Source organism: Glaciecola sp. XM2 (assembly GCF_018595715.1).
Taxonomy (GTDB): domain Bacteria; phylum Pseudomonadota; class Gammaproteobacteria; order Enterobacterales; family Alteromonadaceae; genus Glaciecola.
In genome coordinates, this window is record NZ_JAHEOJ010000020.1 from 209788 (window position 1) to 235400 (window position 25613).

The 25613-nt window shown below is 43.5% G+C and carries 21 protein-coding genes and 1 riboswitch; of the genes, 8 read left to right on the plus strand and 13 right to left on the minus strand.

Annotated features, from left to right (window positions below; translation table 11 throughout):
• Window positions 1-2: 2 nt before the first annotated feature.
• Window positions 3-1109, minus strand: coding sequence for a M28 family metallopeptidase (locus tag KJ365_RS05585; protein WP_214450645.1), 1107 nt, complete (start codon window positions 1107-1109; stop codon window positions 3-5).
• A 194-nt stretch (window positions 1110-1303) separates the two neighbouring features.
• The gene (locus KJ365_RS05590; protein WP_214450646.1) at window positions 1304-2977 is read right to left on the minus strand and encodes a methyl-accepting chemotaxis protein; all 1674 of its coding nucleotides are present in this window, start codon (window positions 2975-2977) and stop codon (window positions 1304-1306) included.
• A 166-nt stretch (window positions 2978-3143) separates the two neighbouring features.
• Here KJ365_RS05590 and KJ365_RS05595 point away from each other — a divergent pair, with 166 nt between their 5' ends.
• Window positions 3144-3593 (plus strand): DUF4174 domain-containing protein, encoded by a 450-nt coding sequence (locus KJ365_RS05595; protein ID WP_214450647.1) that lies wholly within the window; start codon window positions 3144-3146, stop codon window positions 3591-3593.
• A 46-nt stretch (window positions 3594-3639) separates the two neighbouring features.
• A complete protein-coding gene (locus KJ365_RS05600; protein ID WP_214450648.1) occupies window positions 3640-4935 on the plus strand; it encodes a hypothetical protein in 1296 nt (431 codons plus the stop codon).
• A 59-nt stretch (window positions 4936-4994) separates the two neighbouring features.
• Here the strand turns inward: KJ365_RS05600 and KJ365_RS05605 are convergent, their stop codons facing one another.
• Window positions 4995-6497, minus strand: coding sequence for a DUF3360 family protein (locus KJ365_RS05605; RefSeq protein WP_214451294.1), 1503 nt, complete (start codon window positions 6495-6497; stop codon window positions 4995-4997).
• Window positions 6498-6974: 477 nt separating this feature from the next.
• On the opposite strand from KJ365_RS05605, the gene KJ365_RS05610 reads away from it, so the two are divergent.
• Window positions 6975-8540, plus strand: a complete 1566-nt coding sequence (locus tag KJ365_RS05610) for a SulP family inorganic anion transporter (RefSeq protein WP_214450649.1) — start codon at window positions 6975-6977, stop codon at window positions 8538-8540.
• Window positions 8541-8613: 73 nt separating this feature from the next.
• Here KJ365_RS05610 and KJ365_RS05615 read toward each other — a convergent pair whose 3' ends face one another.
• The 4 genes from KJ365_RS05615 to ccoG all read right to left on the minus strand — a co-directional run bounded on the left by KJ365_RS05615 (window position 8614) and on the right by ccoG (window position 14117).
• Window positions 8614-9240: a thiol:disulfide interchange protein DsbA/DsbL gene (locus KJ365_RS05615; RefSeq protein ID WP_214450650.1), complete on the minus strand. Its 627-nt coding sequence runs from the start codon at window positions 9238-9240 to the stop codon at window positions 8614-8616.
• Between the two features lie 120 nt (window positions 9241-9360).
• Complete coding sequence (locus KJ365_RS05620) at window positions 9361-11259, minus strand: TonB-dependent receptor plug domain-containing protein (protein ID WP_214450651.1); 1899 nt, start codon at window positions 11257-11259, stop codon at window positions 9361-9363.
• Window positions 11260-11315: 56 nt separating this feature from the next.
• Window positions 11316-11546: riboswitch (cobalamin riboswitch) on the minus strand.
• Between the two features lie 53 nt (window positions 11547-11599).
• A complete protein-coding gene (locus tag KJ365_RS05625; RefSeq protein ID WP_214450652.1) occupies window positions 11600-12592 on the minus strand; it encodes a serine/threonine protein kinase in 993 nt (330 codons plus the stop codon).
• 85 nt (window positions 12593-12677) lie between these two features.
• Complete coding sequence (gene ccoG, locus KJ365_RS05630) at window positions 12678-14117, minus strand: cytochrome c oxidase accessory protein CcoG (protein WP_214450653.1); 1440 nt, start codon at window positions 14115-14117, stop codon at window positions 12678-12680.
• Between the two features lie 199 nt (window positions 14118-14316).
• Here ccoG and KJ365_RS05635 point away from each other — a divergent pair, with 199 nt between their 5' ends.
• Window positions 14317-14685 carry a hypothetical protein gene (locus KJ365_RS05635; RefSeq protein WP_214450654.1) on the plus strand — a complete coding sequence of 123 codons (369 nt, stop codon included), beginning with the start codon at window positions 14317-14319 and terminating at the stop codon, window positions 14683-14685.
• 143 nt (window positions 14686-14828) lie between these two features.
• The gene (locus KJ365_RS05640; protein WP_214450655.1) at window positions 14829-15389 is read left to right on the plus strand and encodes a DUF3016 domain-containing protein; all 561 of its coding nucleotides are present in this window, start codon (window positions 14829-14831) and stop codon (window positions 15387-15389) included.
• A 27-nt stretch (window positions 15390-15416) separates the two neighbouring features.
• On the opposite strand, the gene KJ365_RS05645 is transcribed toward KJ365_RS05640, so the two are convergent.
• Together KJ365_RS05645 and KJ365_RS05650 are read right to left on the minus strand one after the other, a co-directional pair.
• Complete coding sequence (locus KJ365_RS05645) at window positions 15417-16346, minus strand: GGDEF domain-containing protein (protein WP_214450656.1); 930 nt, start codon at window positions 16344-16346, stop codon at window positions 15417-15419.
• Between the two features lie 199 nt (window positions 16347-16545).
• Window positions 16546-18558 (minus strand): S9 family peptidase, encoded by a 2013-nt coding sequence (locus KJ365_RS05650; protein WP_214450657.1) that lies wholly within the window; start codon window positions 18556-18558, stop codon window positions 16546-16548.
• Window positions 18559-18736: 178 nt separating this feature from the next.
• On the opposite strand from KJ365_RS05650, the gene KJ365_RS05655 reads away from it, so the two are divergent.
• The gene (locus KJ365_RS05655; RefSeq protein WP_250884047.1) at window positions 18737-19351 is read left to right on the plus strand and encodes a GNAT family N-acetyltransferase; all 615 of its coding nucleotides are present in this window, start codon (window positions 18737-18739) and stop codon (window positions 19349-19351) included.
• 121 nt (window positions 19352-19472) lie between these two features.
• Here the strand turns inward: KJ365_RS05655 and KJ365_RS05660 are convergent, their stop codons facing one another.
• Both KJ365_RS05660 and KJ365_RS05665 read right to left on the minus strand, forming a co-directional pair.
• Window positions 19473-19790, minus strand: coding sequence for an EthD family reductase (locus KJ365_RS05660; protein ID WP_214450658.1), 318 nt, complete (start codon window positions 19788-19790; stop codon window positions 19473-19475).
• A gap of 42 nt (window positions 19791-19832) precedes the next feature.
• Complete coding sequence (locus KJ365_RS05665) at window positions 19833-20600, minus strand: SDR family NAD(P)-dependent oxidoreductase (protein ID WP_214450659.1); 768 nt, start codon at window positions 20598-20600, stop codon at window positions 19833-19835.
• A gap of 450 nt (window positions 20601-21050) precedes the next feature.
• Between KJ365_RS05665 and KJ365_RS05670 the strand changes: the two genes are divergently transcribed.
• Together KJ365_RS05670 and KJ365_RS05675 are read left to right on the plus strand one after the other, a co-directional pair.
• Window positions 21051-22880 carry a winged helix-turn-helix domain-containing protein gene (locus tag KJ365_RS05670; RefSeq protein WP_214450660.1) on the plus strand — a complete coding sequence of 610 codons (1830 nt, stop codon included), beginning with the start codon at window positions 21051-21053 and terminating at the stop codon, window positions 22878-22880.
• A 310-nt stretch (window positions 22881-23190) separates the two neighbouring features.
• A complete protein-coding gene (locus tag KJ365_RS05675; RefSeq protein ID WP_214450661.1) occupies window positions 23191-23961 on the plus strand; it encodes a hypothetical protein in 771 nt (256 codons plus the stop codon).
• 104 nt (window positions 23962-24065) lie between these two features.
• On the opposite strand, the gene KJ365_RS05680 is transcribed toward KJ365_RS05675, so the two are convergent.
• Together KJ365_RS05680 and KJ365_RS05685 are read right to left on the minus strand one after the other, a co-directional pair.
• Window positions 24066-24971 (minus strand): M14 family metallopeptidase, encoded by a 906-nt coding sequence (locus KJ365_RS05680; protein ID WP_214450662.1) that lies wholly within the window; start codon window positions 24969-24971, stop codon window positions 24066-24068.
• A gap of 98 nt (window positions 24972-25069) precedes the next feature.
• On the minus strand, window positions 25070-25531 hold the full coding sequence (locus KJ365_RS05685; RefSeq protein ID WP_214450663.1) for an Lrp/AsnC family transcriptional regulator: 462 nt from the start codon (window positions 25529-25531) through the stop codon (window positions 25070-25072).
• Window positions 25532-25613 lie beyond the last annotated feature (82 nt).

Below are 25613 nucleotides of genomic sequence, written 5' to 3' on the forward strand. Positions count from 1 at the left end.
CACTACTTTTCTTGCATTTGTGCGACGTGCTTGTCGATGTGTGTAAAAAAGTCTCGCAACACAATCAAATTTAGACTGAGTTGACTGGGTATACGGCCCGGAAACAGCTCTGATAGCACGTCTAATCGGTCATTACCCGTGTGCCAAATTTTACCCCACTTTTCTTCTTTTTCGCGATCGCATGCACCCATGGTTTCAGGGTCAAAGCAGGTCCAAAGGGCAGGATGTACAGATTGCGAATATCCATCTCGGCCTGATTGACCATTGATTTCAAAGTTGGTGGATTCGAAGTTTCCGATTGGGATACCGGCACAGGCAAATGGGGCATGATCAGACCAACCGCCGGTTTCACCTTTAGGGTAACCTTCAAAGCCAGGATGAATTTCAAAGGTGTCGGTGGGCGTTAAGTCAGTGGCAATTTTATAAAGCTGCTCACGAAGGCTTGGGTCAAACGCATAATTAGAAGTATCATCTTGGCAGGTATAAGGCGTGCTATGGGCGCTGTGGATATATAGTTTATCGCTTCCTACAATACCGTCGAGGTTTATCATGCCAAGGTAGTTTGCAATGTCTTGGTCTGATGCTTGCTCTACAAACTCATACGCACCCACTAGACCCACTTCTTCTGCGCCAAAAGCAATAAAGGTCACACCGTATTCTTGCTGCTCGAGCTGGGACACCATTTTCGCTATCGACATCATCACAGCAACACTTGCGGCATTATCCACCGCACCTAAACTGCCAAGCTGTTCGCTAGTTGAGTCATAATGCGCACCTAATATAACGCTCTTGCCTGATGTACCCGGTTTATACGCGATAATGTTTTGCGAGCTTTGCGCCTCTTTCGTTCTGCGATTAATATAATCAAAAGATTGCCGCGTAACGTCTAGTCCAAAGCCGGCGAAGGTTTCTTGAATATAATCTGCCGCCTTCACTTCTGATTCAAGCCCTGCTTTACGTACACCTATTCCTTGCTCACCTGCGAGCATTTGCAAGTAATGGGAGGTTTCAGCTGTAAGAGGGTCTAAGGGAAGTGCTTCTTGAGCACTTACAAAATTTGTTGAAAAGACCACACACAGAGCGAAAGCAGCACGTTTAAGTAGGGGCATAATTAGGTACCAAAGCGGAATATTTTTTAGGCCACTAGAGTAAACAGGATACTCGCTTAATACAATAAGATATTGGAAACAGATGGTTTGATATTTTCCACTAGGGAGGTACAAATGTGTATTGAGATGATTGCGCACAAAGCGGCCAAAAAAAGGGAGGCGCAAAGAAAGCTATTGATGCTAACGCCTTGTGTTCAGCTCGCTTTGTAACCCATCCGAAAGCCACCCCAGTGTTTCCCATTTATGTAAATAGGCACTGATAAGTCATGCATGACTTCTCCGGTGTCACGCTTGTATGTTTGCAGCAGAAACGGTTCGGTATGTGCACCGCACCTGCTGCCCGTTGGGTCGTTAAAAATACGCTTGCTGCGACTATTGATAAGATCCCTTTCATAGTTTCCAGTATGCGGATGACTGAACTTTTTATTGTGAGTTGGAAAGTAGCCGTTTGTATCGACCGCTCCGGCATATAAAATGGCCGAGTTGTTGGCCAATATTGGCTCTTGGATCTTCGAGAATTCACGGTCGGTAAATCCATCGTAACGCGTATTATATTTTGGCGGGTTGGTGCCATCGATGACCTTATACTGTTTGTCGAATACGTCTTTTTCAGCGATGGCCTGAGTAGCGATGCTTTTCTCAAAAAGCTCACCTATCTTGCACGCAGCATCACGAGCGGTGTAATACATAGTTGCGTGGATGCTACTTTCATCAAATTTCAGCGCTTCGGCAAGTATACTTTCTGCCATGGCAGATAGTTTGTCGGCCTCAGAATTAACGCAAGACACTTCACTTTCGGTATTTTGAGCATGGGCGTTAATGCCTTCGATAGATAAAACAATTTCTTCAAGTAGGGCGCTACTGTGGACTGTGCCTTGGTTGATGTCATTGACTTGGCTTTGAATATCACCGATGGCGTTATTTATCATTCCAAGTTTATCACCGACGTCTTTAGTGCGCTGCGCACCTGAGACGATGGCGTTGGTCAAATCGGTCATGTTACTTTCAGCTTTTGTGACGCTAGTACCAATTTCGACAATCATCGTGCCAATTTCTTCAGTTGCCACGCTGGTTTTATGAGCAAGATTTCTTACCTCATCTGCCACCACGGCAAACCCACGACCTTGTTCGCCAGCTCGCGCGGCTTCAATGGCTGCGTTTAGTGCCAACAAATTAGTTTGTTCTGCAATACCGCTTATTACGGCAGTGATTTGTTGAATTTGCCCAGATTTTTCAGCCAGTGTGGTGACATATTGCGTCGTGTGTTTCGCTTGGGTAATGATATCTTGCATCTGTGCAATAGCGCTATCTAATGATGCCATGCCATCTTGACTAGCGTCGAGGGTATGAGTTGCGGTATTGCTTGCTAGCCCGGTAGCGTTTAATGTTTGTTGGACCATCGCTGAAATTTTTGAAGAGGAGTCGCTGATAGCTTCTGCTAGTACCACCTCTTCATGTACTTTGGCGTGCATTTTTTGAGATGCGGCGGCCACCTCAGCTGCGGCAATGGCTACTTTACTTCCGTGTTTAACCAAATTGGGGTTAGATGCGTAGAATTGTTCGATGTTTTGTAGCGCTTTTTTAAACTCGTCGCTGGCAACGAATGTTAAACGAGAGGGGGTAACCTGGGCATCGGTTTGTTTATCTGTTAACTTCGCGATGATAAAAAGCAGTGCGCTTTTCAGGGGTTTGACACTAAGTATGTTTATTACCAAAGAGCTTGCTAATACACTGATAATGGCGGTCAGTGTCACCCATTCCCATGCTGCAAAATCAGTTATGGCGCTTATCACTGAAGATATCGCAATGGAAATACCTGCTAAACTACTCATCAATAGCGCGTTTTTCTGAATTGATGCGGTTAACATTTTGTTCTCTGGAATATTATTTGATATATCTGTATCGCCTAGACAGAGATTATCTTAAGTGATGGGTAAGCACTGCGATGCGAATAATAAGTTAAAACCTGATAAGTGAGTGATTACTAATGTTTAAAAGTGATCATATGGGTCAACGTAAATGGAGTGATAATAGGTGAATGACAAAAGATCCTCAGCAGCACTGCTTAGGTTAGCGACATTTGTGTTTCTGCTTGTTTTGTTAAGCGCAATGGGGCTAGTCAAAGCGACAAGCCTTGATAGCTTTAAATGGCAGTATCGCTTACTCATTATCGATGTATCAATGCATACCGACCGCTCTGCGCTTGAATCGTTGCTTAATGCACACGTTAAGGATATTGAAGATAGGAAGCTAAGAGTCATTCTCTATACGCAAGACGCAATAGTTGAGGCGTTTACCAATACACCTTTATTACTTGAGCGTGAAGTAGTTGAAAATATGCTCGCAAATAAATACAGCATACTTGTTGGGCTAGACGGGGGTATAAAAAGCTTTTACGAACCCTCGGCAAACACAATCGACATCAACCAAGTATTTGCGGATATTGATGGTATGCCAATGCGCAAGCTTGAGCGCCAAAACTAACCATAAGTGAGCGAAGGATATGTCTAGTGAAAACAAGGAGCTCAAGGTGAGCGGCGATACAACTTCAAACAACAAAGCTTGGTTACAAAAGCTTAAAGATGAAAGCTGGGAAGCAGAGCTATTAGTATCTGCTGTGGCAACCTTCAGTGCCTTTCAATTATTTTCAGTCATCGAATGGCTCACAAACAAGTTTATTGATGTGTTGTTACCCTCACACTACATGTTTGGGTATTTCATCGTATATTCTGGGTTGCTGGCAATTAGCGTATTGGTCGCGATGTTTGTCATTCATTTTGTTTTACGCTCTTACTGGGTGGGTTTAGTTGGCCTTAACTCCGTTTTCCCTGAGTACGGCATGGAAGATAGCATGTACTCTAAAATCTATACCGAAAAGTTACTTAATGAACTCCCTGAGTTAAAAACCTCGATTGAAAAGGTAGACGAGCTTTGCAGTGTTATTTTTTCATCGGCGTTTGCGGTCATGATGATTTATTCATTCATCGCTTTAATGTTTGGTTTTATATTAATTATTTACAGTCTCTTGTCTCAGTACATTCCTTTTGTGGCTGTATTGATTATTTTGTGCGCTTTTGCGGCGGTGCTTGTTGCGCAAATCCTCGTGAGCGCTTTTGCTAATCTAGAGCGAAATAAAGATAAAGAGGGCTTACAAAACCTGCATTTTAAATTTGTAAAATTTACATCAATGGCATTACTAGGCCCTTTTTATCGCGCCAATATGCAAATTACCATGACCTTCGGCTCCAATTATAAAAAGAATAAAAGCCTATCTAAATTATTGCTCTCATTTATATTTGCGGGGATGGCGCTTTCAATATTTAAAATCTTTGATACCAACGTATTTTACATGTTAGACAACACGCGATATCAGAACGAAAGCTATGCCTATGCGGCGTTTTATAAAAACACGCAATCGCAAAATGCGTTTCTGATGACGCCACAAATTCAATCAGATGCCATTTATGGTGAGTCTATAGAACTATTCATTCCAGTGTTTAGTCATGAAAGTAGGCTATTAGAGACTGCAGCATGCGAGGACTTTGACGCGCCAGATGATGTGAGCAAATTACAAAGGCGCACGGGCAGTGGCTTTGCGCTTTTGGCATGTTATAAGACTTACCATACGATTATGATAAATGGTGAAGAGCTCGACGTGCAATTTATCAATTACAGGCAGGCAGATACATCACAAAAGGGGATAAAAGCGTTTATCTCGCAAGCGTATTTCAAAGAGGGCCTGAATGAGTTGGTCATACAAAAGCGCTTCCCAGATAGCGAAGCGAACTGGCGGATTCTATTTTTCTATACACCGCAGTCAAATTAGCTACGTTCGGTTGTCGCTATCATATTAAAGCGACAACCGAGCATAGATACGCCGCTAGATTAGTGTCTAAATCCAGGCATTAGCGCGGGGATCCCCGGCAGAAGCCCAACTAATGCCATGACACCTGTTAACACCACAAACATCACAAGTGGAATGATCCAGCGGCTCATATGCGTAAGCTCTGAGCTACGCTCTTTGCATCCAATCAAGCCCATGTTATCGAGCAGCATGGTTAAGGACCAGCCAAATGCCGGGTTAACTAGCGCTGAACCAAACACAACAATCGCTGCCGATTGTGTTGTTTTGCCTTCTCGAGTCATTTCCATGCCTGCCTCAAGTAGAGGAATGAAAACGCCCACGACTAGCGCAACACATAACACCGGCTGCCAAATGGCTAAATCCATCGGATATCCCCAAACACCCGCGATGATACAAAACAATGCAGTAAGCAACGCACCCGCAGGAATTGGACGCTTAGCAATGGCTGCTGGTACGATGTAGGTACCCCAAGACGAAGTGAAATTTGAGCCACCCATCAATGAACCAAAGGTTTGGCGAACAGAGGCACTGACCATGGTATCGTCAATGTCCATTTGCACTTTTTCAGTGCGCTCTGGATAACTGATTTTTTGAAACACTTGATGCCCTAGAAAATCAGGTGACCACATGGCAACAGCTAGCACGGCAAACGGGAGTACCACGATAAAGCTCTCTACCGTAGGCAAGCCAATCATCCAACCCGTGTTTTCACCCCACCAATACATCGGATTCATATTAGGTAAACCAGGTGCGGTTTTGAATTCAAAAGGCGCGCCCAAGGCCCATGCGGTAATGCCGCCTAATAAGCAACTTAGCGGCACGGCAAGCCAACGCTTACGCCAGTGCTCAAGTAAAGCGTAGAGCAAAATGGTTAATAGAATCACGATAAACGCAATATGCGTCATTTCAATCCCTTCGGCCCAAGCAAAGAGCTTTTTAACCTGTGATGTAGTGCCAATAAAGCCCAAATAGAGGAGTAACCCTCCACACACCCCTTTACTGGTGAGTTTGGCAAGTAAACTACCGCCTTTACTAATAGCGAGTAATAGCCCGAATGCGCCAATTAATAGTCCAAATGCCATGGGGTGGCCGCCGGCTGCTACCACTATGGGTATGAGTGGAATTAGAGGACCGTGAGTACCTGCGAGGTTAGCGGTGGGTAAAATAAACCCTGAGAAAATAATGATGAAAATAGATACGATCAACAGCTCGTAACGCACGTTCTCTAAAACAAAGGCATCGCTTAAGCCTAGCGGAGCTGCGAATGTTGCCGCAATGGCTCCCACCATGACTACCTTGCCAATGGTGCCCGCCATAGCTGGTATGGTGTCTTCAAACTCAAAACGGTAATCACGAAACGGTAAATTCGCACGCCATCGCTTTGGTTGCATGATTTGCAACTCATGTTCTAGATATTCATCTCGCGTTTCAAACGAAGCGCTTGGTTTGTGAAGCTCTTGATAGCTTTTTGATTCCGGCTGCGCGCTTTTTGCGCTCTCATCATCTGCCGTATCTGTACTTATGGTGTTGCTCACTTCTTCTCTCCAACAGATTTTATCGTGCTTTGTAAAGCAGCGACTCACTGCTTCATTGTTCAGCAAATTGTGAGCAATAATGTTAAGCCACTACCACCATGATTACGAACTGCCCTACAGCCCAAGAAGTGCTTTTTTAGGGTAAAACCCACTTAAAATACGTAGCCGTAAGCAATCGCTCTTGGCTTCTGCTTTAAAGATAAATAGTTCATATAAAACAGTGCTTTAAATTACCTTTAAGTTTGCCTTTAGTGCAAAAAATACCTCAAGAATATAGCGGTGAATACTGCGATTCTACATCTTTGGTCTAATAGACTTTTAAGGGATGGGCATAGTGGAGAGTTGTTTTAAATACGTTTTTAAAAGGTTAATAAATGATGCAGTTGGTTTACAAACTCTTAAAAGATTTTGAGGTGCATTTCTGCTACACTCGCGCGAATTTTATGAATAACCACAGAGAAATTAATGTTTAACTTGATAAACGGCACGAAAGGAAATGTCAAAAACGACGTGCTTTCTGGGATCACAGTTGCTCTAGCACTGGTTCCTGAGGCCGTTGCATTCGCATTTGTTGCCGGCGTTGAGCCCATGGTTGGTTTGTATGCTGCATTTATGATGGGTTTGATTACCTCTGCTATTGGCGGTAGACCGGGCATGATTTCTGGTGCAACCGGCGCAATGGCGGTTGTGATGGTTGCGCTAGTAGCGCAACATGGCGTGCAATATCTATTTGCTGCGGTAGTATTGGCGGGTATTTTACAAATATTAGCAGGCGTGTTTCGCCTCGGGAAATTTATAAGATTAGTGCCATACCCGGTCATGCTAGGCTTTGTAAACGGCCTTGCCATTGTCATCTTTTTAGCCCAGCTAGGTCAGTTTAAAGTTGTTAATCCGCTTGGCGAACTTACGTGGATGACAGGCACTATGCTGTATTGGATGGTGGGGTTAGTAGCACTGACTATGGCCATTATCTTCTTGCTACCAAAACTGACTAAAGCGGTCCCAGCCTCGCTCGTTGCAATTGTGACGGTCACTTTGTTGGTACACGGCTTGGATTTAGAAGCACGCACCGTTATCGATTTTGTGCGCGACATGGTACCCGAAGCTCAGCGTGACAGCGTCACACTTGCGGGCGAATTGCCAAGTTTTAGCATTCCTATGGTGCCCTTTAATCTTGAGACCTTATATATCATTTTGCCCACGGCGGTTATTTTGAGTCTTGTGGGCTTAATTGAATCTTTGCTTACCTTAAGTCTAATTGATGAAATGACAGATACTCGCGGCCGCGGGAACAAAGAGTGCGTAGGCCAGGGTGTTGCTAACACGGTTAACGGCTTTTTTGGCGGAATGGGTGGCTGTGCGATGATTGGTCAAAGTATGATAAACATCAATTCCGGTGGGCGCGGTCGACTGTCTGGTATCACCGCCGCATTGGTGCTTTTAGCCTTTATTTTATTTGCTGCTCCGCTGATTGAAATGGTGCCACTAGCTGCGCTTGTTGGAGTAATGTTCGTGGTTGTTATCGGCACCTTTGAATGGGCAAGCTTTAGAATTGTTCGCGGTGTAAACAAAGAAGATGCTTTTGTATTGTTTTTAGTCACATTCATTACGGTAATTGCCGATTTGGCCATTGCGGTAGTTGTGGGTGTGATTGTTTCGGCATTGGTATTTGCTTGGAAGCACGCGACACATATCGCAGCGCGCACTCATACCGATGACGATGGCTGGAAGGTATATGACCTTGATGGACCTTTGTTTTTCGGTTCGGTATCGCACTTTAGAGATATCTTCGACCCGCAAAACGACCCAGACGATGTGGTGATTGATTTTAAAGAATCTCGCATTTGGGATTCGTCAGGTATCGATGCACTAGACAGCCTGGCTGACAAATATAAAGAGCAAGGTAAAAAGCTTCATATTAGACATATAAGCCCAGAGTGCCAAACCTTGTTGAGAAAGGCAGGTGAATACGTTGAAATTAATGTTAACGAAGACCCGCGCTATCGCATCGTGTCTGATGAGCTAGGGTAAACAAACCTGCGAATGCAGAGCCATAAAAAAGGGCGATAACTAAACGTTATCGCCCTTTTTTTGTTTTCACAAATTAGCTTTGTTGGCTTAACCACACAATCAAATTAATCATATCGTCAGCGCTCATATCACGTGAAAATGTCGCTTGATACTTACCATTTACAATAAAACTAGGCACGCCAGTAATATGCTCACGGAATTTAGTCACTTTATTGTTGTTGCGCGCAACGGCACTGTTTGTGCTAAAGCTTTTTGCTTGCTTATCAAACGCTTCTGGGTCAACGCCATTGGCAATAAACACGCTACGTAGGTCATCTAAATTAGCCACAACCTGTCTGTCGCGGTGAATATAGTTAAAGATTGCACCTGTTAACTCATCACCTCTGTCTAGACTGCGAGCAATCATCATCGCTTTTGTGGCAGCGTCTTGGGTTTCAGCGCCAGCAAATCGCATGAAATTAACATGTACTTTATCAAACTCGACATCATCAGGAAGTTGTATTTTCATTTGTGCCACTAAAGGCTCAAAACTAAAACACGCCGGACACCAAAAAGAAAAATACTCAGTAACCACAGGCGTTGCAGTGGCTTCATCAGCGATAATGTTGTAATGCTTACCTTCTTGCCAAAGCGTTACTTGCGATAATGCTTGAAAGGGTATCAATACGGCCAATACAACGGCAAAAAACATCTTCTTCATTTTTTATTTCCTATACTGTGCGCGACTTTGAAGGTGTGACACGCGCATATTAAAATCGATTCCGTTAAAAATAGTATCATACTATGTACGATGTGTTGACGAGATTAGCTTTATATCCCATCAAAATTGATAGTCTAAGGCTGCTAAAACTCGTCTAGATTCACCACTAAACCCAACGACATCTTCAAATCCCGTGTTTAGCGCATTACTCAATCGTAATGAAAGTAGCAATCTATCATTAAGTTTATATCGATAGTTTGCACTTACTAACCAATATGGCTTTAACCCAACAATTTGAGACGGCTGAGGAAAGGGAGGAAAGAATCTATCGAGACGACCACCCGTATAATCAGCTTGCAAGTACCAACTCTGTTTGTCATTGATATCGTAAGCCACCCACGCTGAGCCAGTATGCTTTGCACGACGCAATTCGGTTTGCTCAGCCTCGCTCGCATCTAAATATGCATAGCTAAACGACCACCTCCAATCTTGTAGGGTTTGCGAAAGCTCAAACTCTAGACCCTCTCGTTGGCTATTTAGTTCAGCATTTTGTGCGGTAAACAGGCCCGTATCTGAGTCAAATACAAATCCTAAGATCTCATCACTAAGGGTTGCTCGATACCATGAAAGCGCTATATCGAAATTAGACATCGTCGCGCTGATGCCGACTTCTTGAGATTCAGAGGATTCTGGTACAAGTGCATTATTGCCTAAAAAGGTGCCGGGAAAAAAGCCAAAGCGCTCGGTAAATGTAGGGTTTTTAATCGCCTTACCGGTGCTAATAAACCCGCGTATTGACTCAATGAATTGATAGTTAAGGCCCACGCGATAGCTCGACGCATTATCGAATACTTCGTTGTTGTCGTATCGAGCACTTGCGGTCACCGAAAGGTTATTGTTTAGCCGTTGGTGCATATCTGCAATTAACGATTGGCTATCGTTACTTTGCCGTTGATTGGGGTCGCCAAATAAAATCGGACCGGCTTGTTTAAAGGTTTCTGAAATTGCTTCGATGCCAACGTTTATGTGACCACTACTGAGTTGGAAGTTATGATTATATACTGTACGCAGTTTTTCACCTGTGGTTGAGCCGCTAAAGACGTCGTTGGTGACATTTATGTTTTCTTGTTCGCTATATTGCAAAGATAAGCGCTGTGACCAGATACTCTGGGGGATAGAAAAGTCCCAATTTAGCGCCATCGATAACTGTTCGCCATCGGTTTGGTTGTTTGCGTCACTGAGCAATCCAGTAGAAAAATCAGTGCTGTCGAAGTCATTTTGATAATCGACGATGCGCACATTACTCGATAGCCTATTATATTTTGAAAATTCATAAGCCAACGTGGCGTAAAAAGTATTGTTTCTATAGCCGTCAGCCTCGTTACCTTCGCGAGCAATATTTTCGCCGTTGCTCTGTAAGTGAGAAGCGCTAATACTGTATTGAAGCGCTTCGCTGCGGCCGCTAATCGCGCCTGATAGTTGCGCTGTTGCTTTATTGCCATATCGAACGCCTGCTTGTGCTGTAATGTCACTGTCGGCTTCGTTTTGTTTCGTGGTGATGCTGATGACACCTGAAATTGCTGCACTGCCCCACAAGGCACTTTGTGGGCCACGCAGTACTTCAATACGAGTAATGTTAGACAACAGTAGGTGCGATAGGTCAATAAGGCCGCCTTGGCCTAAATCATTGATTTCTACACCGTCAAGCATGACCAAAACATGGTTGCTCTCACTTCCTCTAAAGCGAATCTCCGTTAGGCTCCCTAACGGTCCTGACGAGGAGATATTTACGCTCGGTACACTTCGTAATAAGTCGGCGAGAGAGACGGCGCCAGAGGCTTGTATTTGCCGTTCATCGATGACGTTAATGCTACCGGCTACAAATTTCTCTGGAAGAGGGCTTCTGGCTGCAGTAATACTTATGGTTTCAATTGCTTGGGACGATTGCGGGTTAGTTTGCGCAACGGCATGTCCCCCCGCGCCAAAACCGAGCGCGAGCGTTAACATTGTGAGTCTCATAATTATCCTTGTGATTGCTCCACCCGAGCAATATCGCAAATTTGGCGCGTACTAATGGCGCGCCGATTTACAAGGCCGGTATCCGGGCTCACAACATTTGTATAAAACCTTCCCATATCCAAAACGCAATACAGTGGCGACGAAGCAGACGTTATTCACGCCGACTTTATTTATTCAAACTGACATTGATGTCGGTTGCTTACCGTTGCGGGGGCAGCACAGGTTTTACACCTGTTTCCCGTTTAACTTGTGCATTACACACAAGCACCTCGATACACGGGACTATACCTTAAGATAAAAAAGGGGCAAGGACGCTTTTGCTATATTGTATATATAATTATTAGTATTGCGGGAGCAGTGAAAGTGGCGGCTCATCGAGTGCTGCAAACTGCTCTTTTAGGGCGAGAATTTGGCCTTCCCAGTACTTATCTTCACCAAACCACGGAAACGCTTGTGGAAAAGCGGGGTCTTGCCATCTGACCGCTAGCCAAGCCATATAATGCACCATACGCATGGCGCGCAAGGGCTCAATTAAGTGCAGTTCTTTTGGATCAAGATCGTGGAATTCTTCATAGGCACTTACCAGTACATCTAACTGCAGCAATTGCTGCTGTCGGTCACCGCTTAACATCATCCAGAGGTCTTGAATGGCTGGGCCATTTCGACAGTCATCAAAGTCAACGAGCATAGGGCCGTCGCGCCACAGAATATTGCCCGGGTGCACGTCGGCATGCAGACGAATGGCGCCGTCGATATTGTTGATGGCCGCTTGGTAATATTCAGTGGTTCGCTCAATCAATTGGTCAAGAATCACATAGAAAGGCTGTTGTAAATGGGCGGGCACAATCTCATAAGCTTGTAGCGTTTTACGAGGCTCACTTAAGTGGGTTTCGATACTGATAGCTAAGCGATGCTCAAACAGGGCAGTGTGCCCCACCCGATGGATACGACCAAGCATGCGACCCACCGACTCCAACTGGTCAAGGTTGTCCACTTCAAATTGACGACCGCCCACGGATTCAAATAAGGTAAAGCGATAGCCGTTTATCTCATGTAAGGTTTTGCCGTTAAGCGACAAAGGGGCCACTACAGATATGTCTTCATCTTTGAGGCGTTGGCTGAATTGATGCTCTTCTAGAATTTGCTCGTCGGTCCATCGCAGCGGGCGGTAAAACTTCACCACGTATCGACGTTGCTCTTCGCTAACAAATTGATACACCCTGTTTTCATAGCTATTTAGGGCGAGCAACCCTGAGGACACTTGGATGCCGAGGCTCTCAATGCCGTCTAAAATGAGCTCTGGGGTAAGTTTAGTAAAATGGAATTCAGACACGTATCAACAAATTTATATTCGCTTGTGGTGCGATACAATAACACGTTACAGGCGGCTTGCAATGCCGCCTGATTCGCTCAAGAGATTAAAATCCAGTAAATATAAAGGTACTGGGTTCTTCGGTTTCGACCACGTTATCAGGATCGTCATTGGTTCTAACGTTGAAGAAGATTTTTTGCGTACCAATCTCCAAATTATTAGGGTCTACGGCAACACTGATAGGTAATGTGAACACTTCACCTCCTTGCACCATGACCTCAGAGTCTCCGATATAGCTTGGGTCGACCAAACCTTTCACATTGATGATATAACTTCTGTCTTGCTGTGATTTATTGAGTATTTTAAGGGTATACACGTTCTCAATAAGCCCTTGATTGGTTTCACGGAACAGAGAGTTTCTATCACGAATTATGTCGACTTCGAGCGGCACTCTGCTCACAATGTCAAAGATCAGCAAGCTAGTCATTACCAACAATACCGCTGCATAGCCGAGTAACTTGGCGCGAAATATCTTCGTAGTGCCGCCTTTGAGCTCATGCTCCGATGTAAAGCTGATCAGGTTTTTTTCATAACCCATTTTCTCCATAACACCGTTACACGCATCTACACATGCGCCACAATTGATACACTCATATTGCAAGCCGTTGCGAATATCAATGCCGGTAGGACATACCTGTACACACAGGTTACAGTCTATGCAGTCGCCTAAGCCTTTCGCCTTCACATCTTCTTGTGTGAGTTTTCGAGCTCTCGGGCCTCGTTGTTCACCACGCTGTGCATCGTAAGCTACGGTGTAAGTATCTTTGTCGAACATCGCAGATTGAAAGCGTGCATAAGGACACATGTGCGTGCACATAACTTCGCGCATATAGCCGGCATTTGCATAGGTACAAAATGTAAAAAACAGTACCCAAAACGCGACCCAGAACCCAGTGTCCAGTGTAAAGAAATTGATAAACAGTTCGTTGATAGGTGTGAAGTAACCCACAAAGGTAAGGGAGGTCAGCAGTGCCACTGCAACCCATGCGAAATGCTTTAAGCTTTTACGAATGAATTTATCGGCGTCCATTTTCCGCTGATCAAGCTTCATACGCTTGTTACGAGCCCCTTCAATTTTTTCTTCAAACCATATATAGATAAAGGTCCAGGTTGTTTGTGGGCACATGAATCCGCACCACACTCTCCCTGCAAAGGTGGTCACAAAAAATAAGCCAAATGCGGCAACGATTAAACTGTATGCAAGAATAGTCAGGTCTTGTGGCCACAATGTGACCATAAATATATTAAAGCGCTGTTCAGCTAAGTTAATTAATACCGCTTGCTGGCCTTGATACTGGAGCCATGGGATAATCGCGAAAACACTTAAAAATATAAGACCGCCAAAACGTCTTATGTTTTCAAACGTTCCTTGTACTGCGCGCACATAAATACGATTGCGCGCTGAGTAGTCTGGCTTAGTCAGCTTATCTTGAGGTGTGACTTTTTGGACCGGGGTCACATCTTTTACTGGAATTTTCTGGTTCATGTTTTGACCTTTACTCATGACAAGGCGTTTGTCCGTTACAACTACATGGTAAAAGTATATCAATCAAAAGATTTGATTTGTTAACCGAGATCAATAAATAATGTGTATGCTTGTAAACTATAAGAACACATAAGTATTAAAACGATGAGACTTAAAACCTTTTGTTATCACGTTTTTGTCAGGAGAACCTATTTTGTTTATGAAATATAGACGTTACGTGTTTGCCGCCATTGGCGTCGTAGCGGTTGTTTTATTGCTTCGACTCGCTATTACCAATAACTTTTTTGGTGGTGTTGCAAATACGGTTTCTGGTTGGGTTAATACTGTGTTAACAGCATCTGAGCGTCGTATGCTAACGTCTTTACAAGATAGTTTCCTGCGCAATAACATGTCGCTGCAGCCTCATCAGACTGATTATGTGTACAAAGTCACCAGCTCTATTGATAGTGTCAAAAACTTTCACTACTTATATTGCGTCAACGACGACAAAAACCCTTACTTATTTGGCAATAACTTGATGAAGTTTTGTAGTGATATTCAAAACAGTAAAATTTTGGACCAGCCCTAGGTCGTTTAAAACAACGTGATTTGGCTTTTTTCACCCCATTGAGTGATTAATCGACCTTGCAGAACTAATACTAGCAACGATGGTCTTAGTTTAAGTATGAATATATTTTTTAATTTTTGCTCATCGTTAACAAGGAAAAGCGTATGAAAACCGCCATCTATGTTTCATTAACAGCGCTAGCATTTTCAAGTTTATTTCTAGTCCCAGCGGCTTCAGCTTATGCGGAGCAAGAGGGGGCAGATGAGCAGACAAAACTAAAGATAGAGTTTATTGAACCTAAGAAATATACCGATATCCGCCCATCTAATCAGTCTAGGAGTCGGTTTACCAAACAAGTGACCAGAGACTTTGAAGCGTATTTTTCAGAGCTAGCCGAACAATTACCAGACGGCCAAAGCTTGAATATAAAAGTCACCGATATCGATCTAGCCGGAGACACATTGAGCGCGCGCTTTCCAATTACCTCATTGTTGAGTGAGGTAAGAGTGATTGAAGATATTTTCTTCCCAAGCATGGATTTTGAATACGAGCTGAAAAATGCCAATGGTGACGTGGTTCAATCTGATATCGTAGAGCTTAAGGATATGAACTTTATGAATAGATCCGGTCGCATACAAGGGCGGGACGCCTTCCCTTACGAAAAGCATATGATAGACAGATGGTTTTCTGAAACATTTTTACAAACGGCTGCGCTTAATCAATAGGGGAAATGCTTATAAAGCGATGCTTCATCAAACAGGTATAGCCTCATTTTGCTTTTTTGTCATACATTTATCACTTATTACGTAACGATGCTTTCCCTGATTCTTTGCGGCAAAAGCAGCGGTGTCTGCTAGACCAACCAATGTTTTGTAATCAACGTCTTGCAAGAGTTCCCCATCATCGAACGCGATAATCCCAATGGAAGTGGCAATGCTTAACTCGTGTTGATTTATAGTGTGCTTTTTACTTAACGCTTTTAAGACTTGCTGTGCTTTATGCTCAGCGACCAAAAGCGTGGATTTTGGCATTAACAAAGCGAATTCATCCCCCCCTAATCGTCCGAGTGTATCAGTATCACGAATATTGTCAGATACAATTTCAACAAACTTCTTCAAGTATTCATCCCCAGTGTTATGACCATACTTGTCATTGATATTCTTAAACTTATCTAAATCGAAATACATAAACGCCAGTGCTTCATTTTGACGCTTGGACGAGGCTATAGCTTGTTTGGCTCTATCGCTAAATAGGTAGCGATTAGTCGCACTGGTGAGCGTATCGTAATGCGCTAGCCTTTTTAAACGCAGGTCTTTACGAAAGTCTCGTCGTAACGTACTTAGCAAGTACTTAAGAATTTGTGGTGTAATGGCGTGCGTTGGGAAAGCATCTAGCGTGAGGTGTCGGTAACCACTTACGTCAAAACTATCGAATGAGTCTGACAAGATAAGGATGGGACAAGGCAATTCTGTCGCAGCATAAGACTTTGATAGTTGTCGGCGCAATCCGGCAAATTGCTCTTGAGTCACGATAATCAATGCAGAAGTAAAGCTTACTTCATCAACCTCAAGCTCATAGCCTTTCTCTAGACAAACGATGGTATCAATTTCACTGCTCATCTCTAGGGCCGCGCTTAGCCACTGTCTTTCGATGGGACTTTCGTTGATCAGGAAAATTTTCATAAAACGCTCTTCGGTTATTTGTTAACAAGCTAAATGACTTTTTTATTTTATAAACCAAAATGCACGTTACAAACTGTACAAAAAATGAACTGCAAAGTCAAAAGTACATGTTTTTTAGATAGTTAAGACCCTTAGATATGACCGCGCTAGCGTGTTGACAATCTGCGCGGTCAAGGGGAGCATTTACTCAATTGTTTACTTATTCTTCTGCCGGCACGCTCGACTCGAACTCTGGGTTCACATAGTCAGGCATGGGCGCATCAAATAAATAATGATCAAACCATTGCGATACGTGAGTCAAAACGCCGCGCAGTGTTTTAGGTGTTCGCGGTCCATGTCCCATACCTTTGTAGAGTAAGAAAGTGGTATCTACCCCCTTATCAATCAAGCCCTGCCTTAGCTCGTATGCATTTGCTAGCGGCACGCGCTGATCGTTTTCTCCATGCTGAATCAGTACCGGTGTTTTTGCGTTGCTTAAGTAGGTCATAGGCGATGTTTTTTCATAAACGGCTTTGTCTTCGTATGGCGTTTTACCAAAGTACTCAACAGTGAACTGGGTGATGTCGGTATTGTAATAATAGGTTTCCCAATTAGAGATACCCGCTCCCATATTTGCAGCAACACATATATCGCTATATGTAGCCAGCATCGCAGATATGTGCCCACCTTGGCTCCAACCAAGACAGCCGACTTTGCTGGTATCAATCATTCCCAAGCTATCAAGATGTTCCACGCCAGAGATAATGTCGGTAGCCGGTCCTATGCCTAGATTGCGCCAGTTCAGACTGCGAAACGCCTCTCCGTAACCAGCGCTGCCTCTGTAGTTTGTGAGTAATACCATAGCGCCATTGCCCGCCCAGGTATCTAGAGGATACCACCGTCCAAGACGGCTTAGATCAGGCCTGTCTGTTGCTGTAGGACCGCCATGCGTCACTACATACAGCGGATATTTTTTGCTGGCGTCATAATCATGGGGCTTAATCAGCACCGCTTCGATTTCGGCCCCGTCAGTCGCTTTCCATTGAATGAGTTCGCGTTTACCTAGGGCATAGCTTTGTATTTGCTCAGACATGTTGGTCACTTGAGAAACGCGTCTTCCTTTTTGCGTAAATATCTCAGACAAAGTCTTATCACTGCTGGCGCGATAAGCAATGGTTTTGCCATCTTCTGAGAGTGAAAAGTTAAAAGCGATAAGCTCATCACCACGACTAACCTTAGAAATATTGCCTGAACTTGGGTTGAGCTTATACAAATAACGATTTGTCTTTTGCGATGCTTCAAAAAATATACCTTCGTCGTTCCACTCGATGATATTGGCATCCTCATCAAAACTTTCGCTTAATAATTGGGCCTGTTCACCCGACGTGGCAACAGTGAATATCTGTGCATTTTTCTGAAAGCCGGTAGAGCGATTAAACGCCAAAGTGTTTCCATCTTTAGAAAAGGTGAGGTTACTTTCAAAGCCATAGCCTTCATTGAGTAAGCTCACTTCTTTGTTTTTCAAATTGACCAAATAAATGTCAATGTTGCCCAAATCTGTGAGTCGGGGTGAGGGCGCGGCTGCTACAGCAACGATAGAATCGCTAGGGGACAATGCCATGTCGAAGATAGAGAAATTATCTGCATCTGTTATTTGCTCAGGCTCAGAAACCGCCGTTAAATCTGAGTTTAATGCAACGTGAAACAAGTGCGTATCGGCCGCTTCTTTATTTACAACGACAAAATCTCCGTAAGTCTCCTTGCGATTCTCTAGCTCCTCTTTTCTATCTTCACTAGAGAGAAATACTAGCGAGGTCATATCTTGAGATAATGCGTAATCACCAATACCTTTATGATCGATGCCTATATCTTTGGGTTCACCGCCATCGGGTCGAATAGCCATGAGTTTTCCATCTCGCTTGAATACAATCCATTTGTTGTCGCTGGACCACTGCATGTCACTGACGCTTTTAGCACTAAATGTGAGTTGACGGTGCTGCTCGCTTTGCGTGTTATACAGCCAAAGCTGCGTCAAATACTGGTCTTCATCAAAATCTAACTCTTGCTTTGTGTAAGCGATTTGAGCACCAGATGGTGCTAGCGCTAGAGAATTAATCGTTTTAAGTGAAAATGCCTCTTCAATGGTTGGTACGTGCTTTTCTTGTGCAGTTGATGATAATGACACGGTGCATATGGCAATGACGAGTACGAGTTTCAGATAGCCTGAATACATGAAAGAGCTCCTTGGACGAGGTGACGGTGAGCGCAGCAATATATGTTTATACCTAATGCTAGCAATCCACGGTTAAGTCCCTAGCATCCTAACCCTCTTAACTACAAGCTGTCTACTTGAACATTGTGCTCATAATGATTGGCAATATATGGGGTAGTGCCACGAAGCGACCTAAGATATGCTATTGTGTATCAATAACAATGACTGCGAAACTAACGCAATCATCATCGTTACTGAAGCTACATACACGAGGATTTTATTACCAATGCAGGCCCTTGAACTCTCAAATATTAGATATCTTGAAGTTAACTATGATGACGCAAATCATGCGAGTGATTTAATAAAGATGCTCCAAATGTATGCCATTGACCCGATGGGGGCAGGAGAGCCTCTGAGCGACCTCATTGTCGGCAAGCTGATTGGCGAAATGCGTAAACGACCTCATGTATTTTCAGTACTTGTTTATGCCGATGTGGCTGACAAAGATGGTTTAGTCAGTGACGTGCCCATAGGCTTTTGCAATTGCATTGAAAGCTTCTCCACTTTTAAAGCGAAAGCTGTGGTCAATATTCATGATTTTGCCATCGACCCAATTGCAAGAGGACACGATATAAGCCAAGGTTTAATTGCTTATGTTGAAGAGCTTTCTAGGAAAAGAGGTGCGTGTAAGCTAACGCTTGAAGTCCTACAAGGTAATATTGGCGCGCAAAACGCGTATCTAAAGGCTGGCTTTAAAGGATATGAGCTTGACCCTGAAATGGGCCAAGCGATGTTTTGGGAAAAGCCGCTTTAAGAGTTATGTGGTTGAATAGGGTTTATTACTCACCCGTTCAAACCCGGCCGCTTCAAACCTTTGGCCGAGTTTTAATTTCTAAATTAAGATAATTCACGATTTTGCATTAAAAATTGTATTGCTAAGTATCGCTACCCACTAGCATCACTGGCTCACCACCTGTAGAAATGCGTGCTGCATCTGCGGCCACTTCCAGCATTTCTGGTGAACTGAGTGCCTGCTCAAGCGCTTCTTGTGATTTAAAGGGCATGCTAAACATGTGGTAGTAAGGTGCAGGATTGTTTGGGTCTGAATGTATCTTTGTGACAGTATACGGTTTTTGATCAGTGGGTAAGCCCATTTTGCTATGAAACAAAGCCAGATGGTCTGCATAGTCTTTCTCAAATTGTTCTACATCGTTTGGCACTGGGTACAGCACCATGAGTTTTAATGTGGTCATACTATTATTTCCTATAATTACTTCTGCGCTAGTCTAATAAATTTAAGCTAATAATCCGCCATCAGGGGTGAGTTCGCTTCCGGTGAAGTAACTGGCTTCGTCGGAGGCAAGCCATAAAATTGCATTTGCGATTTCTTGTGTTGTGGCCATGCGCCCCATTGGCACTCGTGCTAGAAACGGATTTTCAAAACCTTCTGGATGTCCACCCGTGGCGAGTTCAGCAATGTGATCTTGCATTTCAGTAGCAACCAAACCAGGACAAACCGTATTCACTCGTATTTTCATTGGAGCAAGCTCACCGGCCGCTGATTTAGCGAGGCCTAATAGAGCATGTTTTGATGTTGCGTATGCCGCGGCTCCGGGAGCGCCAATAAAGGCATTAACTGACGCAACATTGATAATTGAGCCGCCGTTTTCGGTCATCACACGCGCTTGGGCACGCAGGGAGTAAAAAACGCCATCTAGATTCACCGCTAACAAATTTCGCCAAGCCTCATCGCTCATTTCAATCAAGGGACCGAGCTCACCAATAATCGCAGCATTGTTGACGCCGATATCAAGTTTGCCAAAGGTGTCCACCGTTTGTTTGACCGCTGAGTTTATCGCTTCTGCATTTGAGGCGTCGGCTTGAATAAATAAACCTTCACCGCCTGCGGCTTCTATTTCACATAGGGTTTGTTCCCCTTTATCTTTGCGTCGTGCGATAAAGGCAACTTTCGCTCCTTCTTTTGCAAACAAAATTGCCGTCGCTTTACCGATACCAGAGCTAGCGCCTGTGATAAATGCTACTTTATTTTTGAGTCTAGCCATGAGAGCTCTCCAATTGGTTTAAATCATATATACCCTAAGGTGAGAATACAGCAAATCAGTATTGAAACAATGACTCAGGCATAGTCTATTCCATGAACCTAATGAAGGGTGCTAATATCTCGAATGTTAAGTGCGCACAAGCCGTGACACTATCTACATTAGATTCATAATGAACCTATCGGTTTATAGGTTTTGAAGATGTATTGTTTTTAGGCTTTAGTGTTCCTTAAGAGCAAGCAAGGTATACAAAAACACAGCTTTACTCTCAGCATAACGCATTAAAATTTATAGTGTTAGTTTGCGTGTACATATCAATATTGCTTAGCCTTTGTACTTACTAAAAAAATTTTGTTACCTTACTTTGGAAAGGGATGTAAAGGTTGGAGTAAGAAGTGCAGCATGTTGATACAATAATCATTACATTGAATGTAGTGGAGATGTGAATTAGCGATGATTCATATAGCACATTTTCAAATAAACCCTGACGACCGCTCTGTCAAAAACACCCAATCGGGCGCTATACAAAAGCTAGAACCTAAAACCATGGCCGTTTTGCTCTTACTGATAGAACGAGAGGGGCAGGTCGTTGAACGGGATGAGTTTATGCAGACGGTGTGGAGTGGGAGCTTTACGGTTGAAGAGAGCTTGACTCGCTGTATATCAGAGTTGCGTAAGGTGTTTAATGATGAAGCTAAAAATCCGCAGTTCATAAAGACAATACACGCAAAGGGATATCAACTGCTCGTTGAAGCGACGCTGCATGATACGCCAAGCGTCAAGCGCCGCGTTTTTACTTCTGACACCCAAAAAGGTGCTTACCTGATGTATGCCTGCATCATGGTACTAGTGGTAACCGTGGTTTGGATATTTGTTGCTTGGCTCCCTCTTGATCAACAAGCTCATTCAACAGCAGAGCTTGCAAATAAGGAGGAGCGCTTTGATTCGCAGCAAGTTATAGACGATGTAATGTCACTAAAAAACCTTCCTAGCACGCTCATCATAAATGACAGACTTCGACAAAATAGCTTAAACATTAATGTTCAAGAGGCGCAAGAAACCTCTTTAGACGAGGCTCTTGTTGATATTCAGATTACTGACAATGATGGACTTTTAGTTTGGCGAGGCGTTCGCCGCTTTGATTCGCAAGCACAACGGATGACGACCGCCCAAGACCTTGTAAACATTTTGGTGAAGCTAAAAAGTGCAAGACCGGCCCCTGAAATTAAGGAATTATCACAAGGTTTACAGGCCCAGTATCAACATGCACTTTACCTCATAGATAGGAGAGGAGAAGACAACTTAAACAAGGCCATTGAGATTCTTGAAGGCATAGTTACTCAGCGCTCAGACTTTGTGATGGCCTTTGTTCAACAGGCTTTAGCGGTGAGAAGTTTGAGTTTTTATAAAACTGATATGCAAATGCGTGAGAAACTTTTAATTAGATATGATTTATTGTTGAAACAAGCCCTTGCGATATCACCTGAGCATCCGGTTGTAAGAGCAATCTCCTATCAGTATGACGTTAATAAGACGAATTTTGCCGAGTATGAGCAAGCGCTAAAATCCTCCGTAGAATATGCGCCAGCTTGTACAATCTGCGTGAGAGAATTGGCTGAATTTTATTTGCATCTTGGCTATTTTGATAAGGCCGCGAAACTCGTCGAAAAGCATCTTGAGTATTTTCCGCTGTCGATTCTGATGCATAGCTATTTAGCGATTGTGTATAGTCATCAAGGAGATATTGAAGGTGCTGATTATCAAGCGCAAGTCATCGAGGCCTTAGGAGAAAATCGAGGTTTTGACGCTGCGAGCGTGAAAGTTCAAGTGGCAATGATGAGAGGCGATGCTTCTGCTTATATTGAATTACGCAAAGCCTTGATGGAGCAGCATCCGACTTATCATCAACATGCTCAAGTAATCGACGCGATATTAGAAAACAATTTAGAAGAGGCAAGACGGATGATTAAAACAATGCCTTTTCTGGATTTTAATCTAGCGCTCAGCGCAGGCATGTTTGACGAATTACTGGCTAGAATCAACAACAATCTTGCTGATGGAAGCATTAGAGATTTTAAATTTATTCACGGTTACTTAAACCCAGAATCCTTTCTCCAAAGCGAATACACTCAAAACTCACTGATATTTAAAAACTCAGCCGAGGTAAGTGGTTTATTTGAAGAGCTTGGCATGTTCTCTTACTGGCAAGAAAACAATCAATGGCCGGATTATTGCCGTTTTATTGAATATCAGTCCCATCGACCTAATTTTTGCCCGCAATAAAACATAAGTGACTGAAAGTATTGTTATTTTAGATAGCTAAACAACACTCCTTAGGTTTTCTTTAGCAATTTTTAGTCTTTCTTCAGGATTAAAAAGGCGCTTTTAGCTTTACTTCATATCGACCCGTTATGCGTGCAACAACTGCAATATAAGCAGAGCTCATGAATAGCTGTGGGCTACGTTAAATATAGCCTTTAGCTAAAAAGTCCAGCGCATGACTGCTCACCAATTAACAAAAACAAAAAGCTAGCGTAAGCATCACTGCATATTGCCTTGCGTTACATTTTCGTAAATTCAATTAAGGATTGATATGAAGTACTCAAAATTTTTACTCACAGTTGCACTCACTAGTGCGTACATTGCAAGCTCGCACGCAGACGTAGTACCAGTCAAGTTCGAGTTTACTCAAAGTGGGTTTTATAGTTATGAATTCGACCAAGATAATAATTTGTTGCAAGGTGCATTAACCAACGCCTCTATTACGGGGTCATTTGTTGGAAAGGACATGGATGGAGATGGTCAGATTTACGCGCGTAGTCTTTTAGCGTCGCAGCGAGACCCTTTTCCAGGTCCGTTTGGCAATGAGCTAATCTATGCAGAAGTAACCTTCAACGGTTTTGGCACAACACGCGGTCCGCAAACTGTTGTTTATGACAGCAGGGGGATTGACGACTTTGGTGGTCCAAGTGATATGACGAGCTTATTTAGTGCGTTTATGGGCATTGCTTATAACCTAGATGGAGGGATGCTTGGTGATACCGCTGACGAGGGCTTGAGTCTATCATTATTCGCGCCGAGCACTAACTATAGCGTAGGTTCTGCATTCGCCGACTATTGGGCTAATGATGACTTTCTAAACAGTGAAGTTACTAGCACTTGCGATACTGTTAATGCTTGTGGCTTGGTATTTGAAGCGGTGCGTGCAGATACGATTTCGCGCGCTGCTGCAATAACGCCATTTTTCTTAAGCACTGAAACTTTTCAAATGAGACAAGTTGCGGTACCAACACCCACTATTTTTGGTCTATTCTCCGGCGTTTTGGGTGGCTTGTTTATGCTACGCAAACTAAGAAAAGGCTAAGACGTGCAAAGCGTTAGTGTAATGTAACTCCCTAGTTAATACGGCGTCAGCGAGTAGCTGCGCCGTATATTTTTAACCCGCATAGCCATAAACAGCGCCTTTACCTAGATTAAGTACTGTAGCCCACCCTCTAGTGCTGCTACTTGAGCGAGATTACATTGCTGTGGTGTCGCTTTTGGACTATCAGGATAGACTTCGGTGGTTGTTACATATGGCGCATCGGTAAAGCCTCCGCATAAAAAAAGCGAGTTCTTGTCGTAGTTAATCACGCCCGGTTGCAACATATCGCTACCGATAAGTTTGCCGTGCTGGTCAGCTGGCGCAATATGCGTCACTTTTCTTACGCTATCGATAATCGCTTTTTGGAATCCGCTTTGTTCGCGTGCGGTATCCCCAACTGTGTAAAACCCATCAGGAACTTCCCAGTTATCATGCACAAGCGCATCTCTTGCCGCCAGTGCAGGCCTAAACTCTGTATTGTCGGTATCGGTCGTTTCATGCAGGTCAAAATGCGCTATCAATGACACTTGCTGCGAACTCATATAACGCATAAGTGCATTTGCTTCAGGTGATGGACCGTTTTCAAAGAACGAACGGTTTGGGTCAACCGCTAATGGATTCCAGCGATTGATGGATTCATATCCCCAAGGGCTTACGCAAGGCGCAACGATAAAATTAAAGTGTTTTAAATAATCTTTAATACGAGTTTGTAAAAACAGGATAGCGCCTTGTACGCCGCTTGTTTCATATCCATGTACACCACCGGTAATTAAGACAGTGGGCAAGCCATATTGCCATGTACGATTTTTGACTAAAAAAAGCGGATAACGCTGTTCGTTGTATGGCAGAGCTCCATAATTAATTAGGTTTAAATCATTATCTAGGCCATTTAGTTTGCTAAGCACTTCTTCTCGGTATGAGCGCTTAATAGTTTGTAGCGCTCGCCACTGCTGCTTTTCTGCATCGCCCCAAGGCTTGCCTGCGGTGCCAATGGCATAAGGTAAATTCATTCTTCACATCCTTTTAGATATTTGTTCGAGCATCATCTCATTATAGTGGCTCGAAAAAGCCGATAAATCCAGTGTTGTCACTTGGCTATTGTTTTACTCTACCGGTCAAGTTGTGGCAAGACATGCGAACGCTTGACAGTACCATAAGCGAAGCTCGTATCAATAGATGCAATATTGCCCATTGCATGAAGGTGTTTTCTGACAAAATGTTCGTAGTCGTGCAAATCTTTTACCACTACTTTTAGTAAGTAATCAGAGCGACCGGTCATCACAAAGCATTCAAGTACTTGCTCGGCTAGCTTGATTGCATTCTCAAACTCGGTCACCACTTGTGCACTATGACGTTCTAATTGAATGCTCACAAACACCGTGATAGGTAAACCATAAGCCTCGTAGTCTACATCGAGGGTATAGCCTTTGATAATGCCTTTTGTTTCGAGTTGCTTGACGCGCCGCAGGCAAGGGCTTGGTGACAAGTTTATTTTGTCAGCAAGTTCCTGATTTGTGATGCGCCCGTTAATCTGAAGCTCACGCAAAATTTTTCGATCGATTTTGTCCATTTCAAATGCGTCTTTTGGCAGTTAATGCCAATAAATATACAACAAAGGCTATAAATTGAAAGCTATTGCTGTGTTTTTAGGC

Excerpts from the sequence above, each read along its gene's own strand:
- KJ365_RS05645 (WP_214450656.1), bottom strand. The coding sequence starts at position 16,346 with ATGAAAATTTTCCTGATCAACGAAAGTCCCATCGAAAGACAGTGGCTA.
- ccoG (WP_214450653.1), bottom strand. The coding sequence starts at position 14,117 with ATGAACCAGAAAATTCCAGTAAAAGATGTGACCCCGGTCCAAAAAGTC.
- KJ365_RS05660 (WP_214450658.1), bottom strand. The coding sequence starts at position 19,790 with ATGACCACATTAAAACTCATGGTGCTGTACCCAGTGCCAAACGATGTA.
- KJ365_RS05585 (WP_214450645.1), bottom strand. The coding sequence starts at position 1,109 with ATGCCCCTACTTAAACGTGCTGCTTTCGCTCTGTGTGTGGTCTTTTCA.
- KJ365_RS05665 (WP_214450659.1), bottom strand. The coding sequence starts at position 20,600 with ATGGCTAGACTCAAAAATAAAGTAGCATTTATCACAGGCGCTAGCTCT.
- KJ365_RS05675 (WP_214450661.1), top strand. The coding sequence starts at position 23,191 with ATGAAGTACTCAAAATTTTTACTCACAGTTGCACTCACTAGTGCGTAC.
- KJ365_RS05650 (WP_214450657.1), bottom strand. The coding sequence starts at position 18,558 with ATGTATTCAGGCTATCTGAAACTCGTACTCGTCATTGCCATATGCACC.
- KJ365_RS05670 (WP_214450660.1), top strand. The coding sequence starts at position 21,051 with ATGATTCATATAGCACATTTTCAAATAAACCCTGACGACCGCTCTGTC.
- KJ365_RS05640 (WP_214450655.1), top strand. The coding sequence starts at position 14,829 with ATGAAAACCGCCATCTATGTTTCATTAACAGCGCTAGCATTTTCAAGT.
- KJ365_RS05590 (WP_214450646.1), bottom strand. The coding sequence starts at position 2,977 with ATGTTAACCGCATCAATTCAGAAAAACGCGCTATTGATGAGTAGTTTA.
- KJ365_RS05655 (WP_250884047.1), top strand. The coding sequence starts at position 18,737 with ATGCTATTGTGTATCAATAACAATGACTGCGAAACTAACGCAATCATC.
- KJ365_RS05635 (WP_214450654.1), top strand. The coding sequence starts at position 14,317 with ATGAAATATAGACGTTACGTGTTTGCCGCCATTGGCGTCGTAGCGGTT.
- KJ365_RS05685 (WP_214450663.1), bottom strand. The coding sequence starts at position 25,531 with ATGGACAAAATCGATCGAAAAATTTTGCGTGAGCTTCAGATTAACGGG.
- KJ365_RS05680 (WP_214450662.1), bottom strand. The coding sequence starts at position 24,971 with ATGAATTTACCTTATGCCATTGGCACCGCAGGCAAGCCTTGGGGCGAT.
- KJ365_RS05615 (WP_214450650.1), bottom strand. The coding sequence starts at position 9,240 with ATGAAGAAGATGTTTTTTGCCGTTGTATTGGCCGTATTGATACCCTTT.
- KJ365_RS05610 (WP_214450649.1), top strand. The coding sequence starts at position 6,975 with ATGTTTAACTTGATAAACGGCACGAAAGGAAATGTCAAAAACGACGTG.
- KJ365_RS05620 (WP_214450651.1), bottom strand. The coding sequence starts at position 11,259 with ATGAGACTCACAATGTTAACGCTCGCGCTCGGTTTTGGCGCGGGGGGA.